Here is a 7,557-nt window from a genome sequence, read left to right on the forward strand (position 1 = left end):
TGTTTTCGGTAGCTTGCGAATATATTCGCCGCCTGAGACATAGACCAACCTAAGACGTCTGCGTAGCTTTGTAGCTGACCGTGTTCATGTTCTCAAAGCCTTACTTTTAACCAGTTTCGCCCTTGCTCATTGAGAGGTTTTGTGGGTATAATACTAGGTAAGAACAGGCTAACACGCTATGGCTCCCAATCACTCTTACACGACAAAACTGAAGCTTAACAACCGTCAAAAAACGTTGATGGCCAAACACGCTGGTTTTAGTCGGTGGGTGTACAACTGGGGTTTAGCCATGTGGAAAGATGCCTACAATCAAGGTTTAAAGCCTAACACTAAAACCCTAAAGCGATTATTTACCAACCATGTCAAACCTGAGTATCCCTGGATGAGGGAATTATCCTCAAAGGTTTACCAATATGCGTTCATAAATTTAGGGGAAGCATTCAAAAGGTTTTTCAAAGGATTGGGTAAGTACCCTAGATTCAAATGCAAGGGTAGAAATGATCGATTTACTATCGATCATTCAGGTAGACCCATTCGATTAGGTGGACTAATTCATAACTTACCCTTCCTGAAGCGGGTTAGAACGTTTGAACCCCTACCAGATTGTCTAACTAAAAAAGTCACAATCTACAAAAAAGCTGGGGAGTGGTATATTAGCTTCGACCTTGAAAAGACATTTGAACCAACACTTAAAGAACGAGAACGAGTTGGTGTTGATTTTGGGATAAAAACCCTAGCTGTATTAAGCTCTGGTGTTGAGTTTGAAGGACTTAAGCCTTACCGCAACGCTGAACGGAAATTAGCTAGAGTTCAACGGAAATTATCTAAAAAAGTAAGAGGCTCTCAGAATTACTCAAAAGCCAAGCTTCAAGTACAAAAACTTCACCGTCGAGTTGCTGATATCCGAAAAGATTATCTTCACAAGATGACAACTTATATAGCTAAAAACCACAGCGTAGTTGTCATAGAAGATTTAAACGTTTCTGGGATGATGGCTAATCATAAATTAGCCAAAGTTATCGGTGATAATGGACTGTATGAAGCCAGGCGGCAACTTCAGTATAAGTGTGAACGCTACGGTGCCAAGTTAGTAGTAGCTGACAGGTTCTTTCCATCTAGTCAATTATGTTCATCATGCGGAAATAAACAGCCAATGCCTTTATCTGAAAGGATTTATGACTGTGGTTGCTGTGGAAATAAGATTGATCGCGATTGGAATGCCTCACTGAACCTAGAACACTATAACGAGTACGGCTCGACTCGTAAGCCTGCTGAGGGTTAACCGCTCCCATGCCCCCGTTGAAGCAGGAAATCAACACACAAAGTCTCGTTATGTGACGCTTTGTACACGTTTGATGGAGCAGTTATACCAATTCTTAGGGCTTACACACCTACACATAAATTTCATCTGGCCATCTCCCCATCTGGCCATCGGGTGCATCTCAATGCATGCAATTAGGCAAAAATTCTAATAAAATCTCCAGACTTCCCACACTCCCCGCGCCCGGGCCCCACACTCCCCGTCTTTTTTACAAATATATATGAGATGCACCCTGGCCATCTGCATCTGTAGTCCTACTTTGAAGAATTGGTATTATTTATGCCCGCCTGCACTAGTCCGACCGCTTCCGGGACGAAGTTTGTTCCTGCCACTAAGATTTAGGACTGCTAGATGATATCATAACGCCTTCTGCTCCAGGTCAGAGAATAACTCCAGCAGTCCTTGAGTATAAGGAAGCAACAGGTACATCTGATCTGACTCTATACGAGCGTTTAGTTCATCCACCAGCAACTGCAACATTTTTTCCGCCAGCTTCCAACTTACGTCTACGCTAGGAAATACCAGTAAACACAACGGCAACAGTTCCTGTTCTATTGATGTCATATTCCCCTCCAAAGCACATAGCCATAGGTAACCCTGGAACATTTCTAAATCTCTGATAGTCGAAGCCTTAATTCCTGGATCGTCCAGCCCTCCCCGACGGCTAAAATGACCAGATTGCAATTCCACTGTGCGTTGGTAGACAGTCTGAGCAATATCCTGACTAGCAGGTAAGAGTTGCTCCACTAAGGCTAAGGTAGGTGAGTTAAAATCATGCAAAGCCGCTGCATTACAGATTCGTTGCCAGGGGATAGAAACTTGCTCCTCCACAAACTTAAAGTAGGGACTGAGCAAAATTTGTTCTGGCAATGTCAGCCGATTGAGTACTAATTTAGTGCTGAAGTGAAACTGTGTGGTAACAAAACCAATGGCCCGACGGTCTTTTGCTGATATATGTTGCTCCCGCATTTGCCGCAATACAGGTTCGAGAGAGGTGGCTAGCTTTTCTATAGCTGGCAACTCTAGCGCTACCATTGTCCACGGGCTAGAGAAATCTGTGAAGAAATTAATTGTCTCTCCTAGTCGTATTGCTGCCATTAAACTAGGATTCGGCGATTGCTCCTGGTAAATTTCCAGTACCTTTTGGTAAACGGAGCAAACAAATTCAGCAATTCGCTTAGCCTCGGTCAAATTAACCACATTAGGAATATACGAGAACATAGCATCTGTTTTAATTCCCGCACACTCACAGTTAATTTGGATTAAACGGTGTAACTTGGTAACTGTTTGAGTGCGCCCCTTTCTAGAAGCAACGTCTAGCAAATCATAAATCTTTAAAACATCATTATTTTTAGAGATAATTGATAAATCTGGTACATAGCGATTTGACCAAAAATTGACTAAGCGCTCAACCGATGTTTTGTTGAATCTTGAAGTGTTTATCAGCAAAGCTTTTTCCTCGGATTTATAAAAACTACTATACTTAATTTAAAGTAAAGTAGTTTTAAATTTTGGCGTTAATATAAATAATTTTGATAAGCTTTTAAAAAAAAGCTATAGATCACTCTATATTAATCATAAATACAAATTATTCGGTGATTTACATTACAATAAATAGGTAATAATTAAGGAATCATTAGTAATGAATACTTGGTAATGGATAATGGGTAATTTGAGTAGGTGCATCCCGTTGTCATAGAAATAAAATCGTAAGCACTCAGCCTAATCCTTAAAATAAACCTCGTTCCCCTAGGGTGCGCCGATACGCAATGCGCAAACAGGACAATTTAATAGTTCGAGATTCATGAGAATTCAAAGGTAAGCATATGCTGATAGCTTACGTTTTTGTATTATTTATACACATGATAAACGTGATTCATGATAATTATGTAAATTTTTGTTAAAGTTTAAAAAAAAAAAACAACACAATGATCAGATATAGCGCTAAATGAGTCGTGAACACAAAACTAGCTGAAAGTCTTAGTTAAAGACAGTGCTTGTTTCACACATCAAATGGAAACGCTATAGGAAAATTAACAACTGATATCATGTCTGGTTACCAATCACCGGTTACCAATTACCAATTACCAATCACCAATTACCAATTACCAATTACCAATTACCAATTACCAATTACCAATTACCCTAAATCATTCCATTAATCAGCCAAGCCGTGCAGCCCAAACCACTTATCCAGTAAAGGTTTTCAGTAGTAACAATTGTGCTAACTCGCAAAAGCCTTCAGATTCTTTAGCATAAGTCACATAAGCTGGCTTATGAGTCAAATAACTAGTGTAGTCTAAGACATTAGCCACCCCTACTGATAAAGGAAACTTGCTGGTATCAAACATAGACTCATCATTAGGACTGTCACCAACGGTGATAATCTCCTCTGGTTTGAGTTGGGGAAAGTGTCTGGTTAACACTTGTAGCAAGCCTGTTGCTTTATCTTGCTCGATTGGCTTAATATGGCACTGAACTGTACTGTAAGTGAAGCCCCAACCCTGTTGTTGACAGAGTTCTGCCAGGGTTTGTAATTGGACAAAGGCTAATCGATTAACATCAAATGTCCAATCCGTCAACCGAAAGCGGTTATCCACAGATTCTTGTAGCTGGGGAAATTGAGCTTTTAGGACTTGGAAGGTGTGATTGAGACTCTGGCGATGCTGGTTTAAATCTTCAATAGGGGTTAAGATATCTGGGATTTCACTATCTTTGGGGAAATATAGACCGCCATTTTCTGCGATCGCTCCTGTGACCGGCAGATAAGTTTTCAGAGCATTAACCCAGCCAGCGGAACGACCAGTAATCAGCAATACTTGGATTCCTGTCTTGGTCAATTCTTCTAGGGCATGGAATAAGGAGGAAGTAAATTTGCCACTCAGAGTTAGAGTGCCATCAATATCGGTAGCAATTAAACTAATACTTTCAAAGCGATTAGTCTCAAAAGCCTCAGACAGAGGTGCAAGGGACATAAAATTATAGGAACTTCCAGCTAATTATTCACCGAATGTCATACTAAACCCTGGGAGGACAGTTTGAGTGGTGAACAGTTGATTAAGTTTTAGTAAGTTTTAGCCTCATGTCAGTTTCCTATCCAACGCGATTGGCCGTAGGCCACGCGGGGCGCGTTCGCAATCGGATCGGCTGAGTAGAATTGCTCGATATCCTACTAGACTTTGGGATTCGGTCCTGATTGAGCTGATCAAAATCTGGCTTCAACTGTTCAACTATTGATGCTGACTGCCACTTGGCATAATCGCTTTGCTAAGTTTAGCTTCACGCAGGTTAGCCTGATTCAGATTAGCATCAATTAAAACAGCTTCAATCAATATTGCCTCGCTAAGATTCGACCAACACAGGTTAGCTCGGTATAAATTAGCCTTGGTGAGATTAGCACCATGGAGAATTGTCCAACTCATCCTTGCTCCTCTGAGATTCGCATCCGTTAGGATAGTGTTTCTCATGGTGCAGCCACTTGCTATTGCACCACTCAAGTCTGCTTGATTGAGATTGGCCTTAGTCAAGTTGGCTCCATTGAGTAGGGTATGGGACAAATTTGCCCCAATCAGATTCGCTTCGATCAGAATACAATTGTTGAGGGATGCTCCCTCCAAAATCGCTCCCTCCAAGAGGGCTTGGGAAAGCTTGGCTCGGTTCAAGGATGTGCTAATCAGTTTTGCGTGACTCAAGTTAGCATCCTGGAGAATTGCCTCACTCAGAATTGCTTCACTCAGATTAGCTTTACTGAGATTGACTCCAATCAGGCGGCAACTGCGTAGATTGGCATTACTCAAGTTAGCCTTGGCTAGATTTGCTTGACTGAGGTTACTAACAATGAGGTTGGCTTCACACAGGTCACTTCCCTGTAGATTTGCACCAGATAAATTCGCTTCTCGCAGATTGACACCTTTAAGGATAGCGTCCTTGAGACAACTCTGGCTGAGATTAGCACGTCGTAGGTTAGCTTGGCTCAGGTTTACTCCCGCCAGAGATACTCCCTGTAGATTAGCTTCTGGAAAGTCCCGTTCTCCAGCAGCATATCGCTTCAGTAATTCTTCCCCATCCATCATCATTCCTTTAACCTTGACAACTAATAAGCTAGGTGGTATTGCTATATGGCATCTAATATGAATTATTATTGCTAGACTATGCTACTTTTATTTGCCAAAGTGCCAGCAAAAAGCGCAATGATAGTGTAATCGTGTATTGGTCAGACAATTATGAAATATTAGGGAATCGGGAATAGGGAATAGGGACGGGGGAATCACGAGAGTGTGTTTGTGTTAACCAACAGATAAAGGTGCGATTGGTTCCGGTGTCTTCCTCCTCTTTCGGTTTCTTCTTAATCTCAGCACCTATCTAAATTTGCTATATATACCAAAATTATAGTATAATAGTGAGTTAACTCCTCACTAAAATTTGGTGTTCATGGCAGACTTAACTGGCACTTGGCTCGGAACTTACTGGCAAAGGGGAGTACCCACCCGGTTTGAAGCGACTCTGGTTCAAAGCAAGAATACAATCACTGGCAATAGTTTGGACGACGGCTACTTAGGAGAAGCCCAGCTAAGTGGTGAGGTAATCGGACGGCGTATCCAATTTACCAAGCGATACATCTCCAGCTCATCGACTCCAATCCAGTATATTGGTACCCTGGCTGAGTCAGAAGATTTTATCAATGGGCAGTGGATAATCGATAAATATAACACCGGTCCTTGGGAAGCTCGTCGTAGTGGCAATGACCTACTTGCAGACCTAAACAGTCGTCTGAGTGAGCGGATGCCTGTGGCAGTGCCATAACCCAGAACAGAAGAGTTAATTTATCCTGGATAGTAGAGGTATCGAAGGTCTCAGATAAGGAAAATGTGATGCTATCAGGTTGGCGAGTTGGCTCTCTATTCGGAATCCCACTGTTTTTAGACCCATCGTGGTTTTTCATCTTGCTATTGGTAACGATGATTAATGCACGAGAGTTCGACTCTAGCCTAGGGTCGATTTTGGCTTGGGTAGCTGGATTGGCGATGGCACTGTTGTTATTTAGTTCTGTACTTTTACATGAATTAGGTCACAGTCTAGCTGCCCTCTCCCAAGGCATCAAAGTTAATTCGATTACCCTATTTATATTCGGCGGGATTGCGTCCATTGACCGAGAATCAAAGACTCCAGCAGAAGCCTTTCAAGTAGCGATCGCAGGACCATTAGTGAGTTTCATCCTCTTTGGTCTGTTTTATGTGCTAACTCTGACATTACCCACCTCGGCTTGGGGATATACCATCGCCAATGAGATAGCTAGAATCAACCTAGTCTTGGCATTATTTAACCTAATTCCTGGTCTACCTTTAGATGGTGGACAAGTGTTGAAAGCAGCAGTCTGGAAACTAACTGGGGATCTGTTTACAGGTGTCCGTTGGGCTGCCAGAACGGGTAAGGGGTTTGGACTTTTAGCCCTATCCTTGGGATTAGGAATGACTCTGCTGACGGGTACTTTGTCATTCATTTGGCCAACTCTGATTGGCTGGTTTATTTTTCGCAATGCCAGTGCCTATGACCAGCTAACCACCATACAAGAAGTCTTACTTAAGCTTATGGCATCTAATGCCATGACCCGTGACTTTCGGGTGGTGGAAGCCAACCAGACCTTACGTTCTTTTGCTGATGAGTATATCTTAACCGATAGGCAAAACCCAATGCCCTACTACGCTGCAGCTAATGGACGCTATCGTGGGCTAGTGAAAATTGAGGATTTACATTTTGTCGAGCGTAGTCGTTGGGACACTGAGACGTTGGAAACTATAGTGCGCCCTTTATCAGAAATTCCCACAGTGGAGGAGAAAACACCGTTGGTGGAGGTGATTAACAGCTTAGAGGAGCTTAACCTTAAGCGTATAAGCGTACTTTCTCCCGCAGAAGCTGTGGCAGGTGTCATTGACCGGGGTGATATAGTCAGAGCTGTTGCTAGAAAGCTAAATTTGGCTATCCCACCGGCTGCTATTGAGCGCATCAAAGCTGAGGGGGTTTATCCTCCTGGGTTTCAGCTGGTAGAAATTGCTAAAACCCTTAATTCTCTAACAAACACCTAATACCGAGTTGCATTCAAAGAGAGTAGATAGGGAGATAGGGAGATAGGGAGATAGGGAGATAGGGAGATAGGGAGATAGGGAGATAGGGAGATAGGGAGATAGGGAGATAGGGAGATAGGGAGATAGGGAGATAGGGAGATAGGGAGATAGGGA

The 7,557-nt window shown here is 42.6% G+C and carries 6 protein-coding genes; 3 read left to right on the forward strand and 3 right to left on the reverse strand.

What is annotated here, in order from left to right; translation table 11 throughout:
* Window positions 1-178 precede the first annotated feature (178 nt).
* A complete protein-coding gene (locus F6K53_RS30715; RefSeq protein ID WP_293083275.1) occupies window positions 179-1,282 on the forward strand; it encodes a transposase in 1,104 nt (367 codons plus the stop codon).
* Window positions 1,283-1,678: 396 nt separating this feature from the next.
* Here F6K53_RS30715 and F6K53_RS30720 read toward each other — a convergent pair whose 3' ends face one another.
* The 3 genes from F6K53_RS30720 to F6K53_RS30730 form a co-directional block, all read right to left on the reverse strand.
* A complete protein-coding gene (locus F6K53_RS30720; RefSeq protein WP_293083278.1) occupies window positions 1,679-2,770 on the reverse strand; it encodes a hypothetical protein in 1,092 nt (363 codons plus the stop codon).
* 740 nt (window positions 2,771-3,510) lie between these two features.
* Complete coding sequence (locus F6K53_RS30725) at window positions 3,511-4,296, reverse strand: HAD family hydrolase (RefSeq protein ID WP_293022418.1); 786 nt, start codon at window positions 4,294-4,296, stop codon at window positions 3,511-3,513.
* A gap of 255 nt (window positions 4,297-4,551) precedes the next feature.
* On the reverse strand, window positions 4,552-5,397 hold the full coding sequence (locus F6K53_RS30730) for a pentapeptide repeat-containing protein (protein WP_293022420.1): 846 nt from the start codon (window positions 5,395-5,397) through the stop codon (window positions 4,552-4,554).
* Between the two features lie 355 nt (window positions 5,398-5,752).
* Between F6K53_RS30730 and F6K53_RS30735 the strand changes: the two genes are divergently transcribed.
* Both F6K53_RS30735 and F6K53_RS30740 read left to right on the forward strand, forming a co-directional pair.
* Complete coding sequence (locus F6K53_RS30735; protein WP_293083281.1) at window positions 5,753-6,124, forward strand: hypothetical protein; 372 nt, start codon at window positions 5,753-5,755, stop codon at window positions 6,122-6,124.
* A 68-nt stretch (window positions 6,125-6,192) separates the two neighbouring features.
* Entirely contained in the window at window positions 6,193-7,404 is a 1,212-nt protein-coding gene (locus F6K53_RS30740) for a site-2 protease family protein (RefSeq protein WP_293083284.1), read from the forward strand.
* Window positions 7,405-7,557 lie beyond the last annotated feature (153 nt).

Source organism: Moorena sp. SIO4A1 (assembly GCF_010672065.1).
Classification (GTDB): Bacteria; Cyanobacteriota; Cyanobacteriia; order Cyanobacteriales; family Coleofasciculaceae; genus Moorena.

Excerpts from the sequence above, each read along its gene's own strand:
- F6K53_RS30715 (WP_293083275.1), top strand. The coding sequence starts at position 179 with ATGGCTCCCAATCACTCTTACACGACAAAACTGAAGCTTAACAACCGT.
- F6K53_RS30725 (WP_293022418.1), bottom strand. The coding sequence starts at position 4,296 with ATGTCCCTTGCACCTCTGTCTGAGGCTTTTGAGACTAATCGCTTTGAA.
- F6K53_RS30730 (WP_293022420.1), bottom strand. The coding sequence starts at position 5,397 with ATGATGATGGATGGGGAAGAATTACTGAAGCGATATGCTGCTGGAGAA.
- F6K53_RS30735 (WP_293083281.1), top strand. The coding sequence starts at position 5,753 with ATGGCAGACTTAACTGGCACTTGGCTCGGAACTTACTGGCAAAGGGGA.
- F6K53_RS30740 (WP_293083284.1), top strand. The coding sequence starts at position 6,193 with ATGCTATCAGGTTGGCGAGTTGGCTCTCTATTCGGAATCCCACTGTTT.